Source organism: Kineococcus siccus (assembly GCF_009906795.1).
Taxonomy (GTDB): domain Bacteria; phylum Actinomycetota; class Actinomycetes; order Actinomycetales; family Kineococcaceae; genus Kineococcus; species Kineococcus siccus.
On record NZ_JAAALN010000370.1, the window covers coordinates 1 to 1,853 of the forward strand.

The following is a 1,853-nucleotide window of genomic DNA, read 5'->3' on the forward strand; positions in this document are numbered from 1 at the left end:
CGCTGACCACCTCCTGGACGTGGTCACCATCTGAGTCTCCACATGCAGCCGGGCGGCGGGGATCTCGCGGTCATGACACCGTCCGCGCGCGGTCACGGCTGACCGACATTCTTGCGGTCGTGCCGATGACCGAGGGGCGACGGACCTTGCAATTGAGCCTGATCCGCTACTCAGACCACTAGCTGAGCAGCCCAGGGACCGCGTGCAACGCCGTCAGGAAGGAGCCCGAGTTCACAACTGTGCTGGCGACAGCCTGAGCATCAGGTGTCCCGTTCAAGGCAACGCTGTAACCGACCGCCTCGAACAGAGGCAGGTCCGAGCGGCTGTCGCCGATCGCCACGACGTGCTCCAGCCCGATCCGGTCGCGACGGCAGCGTTCGGCGACGAAGGCAACCTTGTCCTCGGGCCCAAAGTGGCGGGCGACGCGCCCGGTGAAACGGGCTGTGGAGGAGTCGACCTCCAGGTCAGCGCCACACACGTCGGTGAACCCCCACAGGTCCGCCAGGCTGCGCGCCGCGAAGCTCCAGGAGACCGTCGCGATGCAGGCCGGCACCGATCTCTGCTGCAGCATGGCGACACCTTCGGCGATGTCATCGATGCGCGGGATGCCCGACATTGCGCTGCTCGCGTCAGCAACCGCAATGCCCTCGTAGAAGGTGGCGTAGCTGTCTGCGACCTCTTGATCACTGACCTGGCCAACAGCGAGCTTGGCCTCCAGACCTTCGATCCGGGGTGCGTGTCCGATCCAGGTGCCCAGGTGGGCCAGGGCTGTCGTCCCGCTGACGAGCGTGCCGTCCATGTCGGCGACGACCAGACGCCACGGAGACGGACTCACTGACGACACATCGCCTCCATCTGATTGCTCAGTCCACCGATGACGCCGGGTAGGCGCCACCGATCGTGAACGGTAGTGGTGCGGTGCCCGTGTGCGGGCCGCCACCTGAACCACCCTGGGCATCGAGCGACTGCACGGTCATGCCGCTGGTCGCGCGAAGGCGCGCTCATGCCGCGTTGTGCGCGCCGCCGCTGGCAGCTAACGACTTCACGGATGTGACGATCTGCGTGCGTTCTCAGAGCCGAGGTACGACGGTTGGTCACACGACGGCGTCGAGCAGGTCGTTTGGGTCTTCCCCCACGGCCTCGACCGCGACCCGGCGCATCTGCTCCTCCAGGGAAGACCGCTCACCTGGTCGTTGCCTCCAAGTATCATGCAGGCGCCGCAACGACTCGATCGTCTCCGCGTGCGGGTCATCGTCATGACGGTAGAAGCCGTACCAGAGCAGGTTGCGCGTAGCGATGATCGTCGGGACGACGCCGCGCACCAGCCGTCGCAGGTGCACCTGGTCGACGACGACCACAGCGGCCGCGAGTCCTGAGCGCCCACCGCTGAGCCGAAGTACCAGGTCATCGCGCAGCAACTCGATCGCGGGGCTGCTGTCCTCGCACCGCGCCATGGCCTCCCGCACCGGGCCGCTCAGGCCCTGCTCCACCTCCTGGCGCGCGAGACCTGGCAGCCCCTCCACCCCTGCCTCTGGAAGGAGGGTGTGGGCCGACGTCAGCACCAGCGACTGTCGTGCCGGGAGGTCGGGGTGGGGATCACGCAGATGGTCGACCCCCAGGTCGCGGCGTTGGTTGCGGATCCCGCTCTTCTCGAGTGTCAGCCACATCCGCACATCGTGTCCGCTGGCCGCACCGGCTCGCGTCCGTCCACGGTCGGACCATCCGGTCATGCCGCGATCCGCGCGGCCTGCGACCCAGCGGTCGTGTCGAGGAGCGCGTAATACGCAGGCGCTGCGATACCGATACGGTGAGCCGAGAGCTGGCGGTGCGGTCATTCGTCGTCCAAGGCGTCC

The 1,853-nt window shown here is 67.4% G+C and carries 2 protein-coding genes; both read right to left on the minus strand.

All coding sequences use genetic code 11. The features are described from left to right. Positions 1-178: 178 nt before the first annotated feature. Positions 179-958: an HAD family hydrolase gene (locus GTR02_RS21500; RefSeq protein ID WP_276611143.1), complete on the minus strand. Its 780-nt coding sequence runs from the start codon at positions 956-958 to the stop codon at positions 179-181. 136 nt (positions 959-1,094) lie between these two features. Further along, positions 1,095-1,730 (minus strand): hypothetical protein, encoded by a 636-nt coding sequence (locus GTR02_RS21505; protein WP_166609507.1) that lies wholly within the window; start codon positions 1,728-1,730, stop codon positions 1,095-1,097. Between the last annotated feature and the right edge of the window lie 123 nt (positions 1,731-1,853).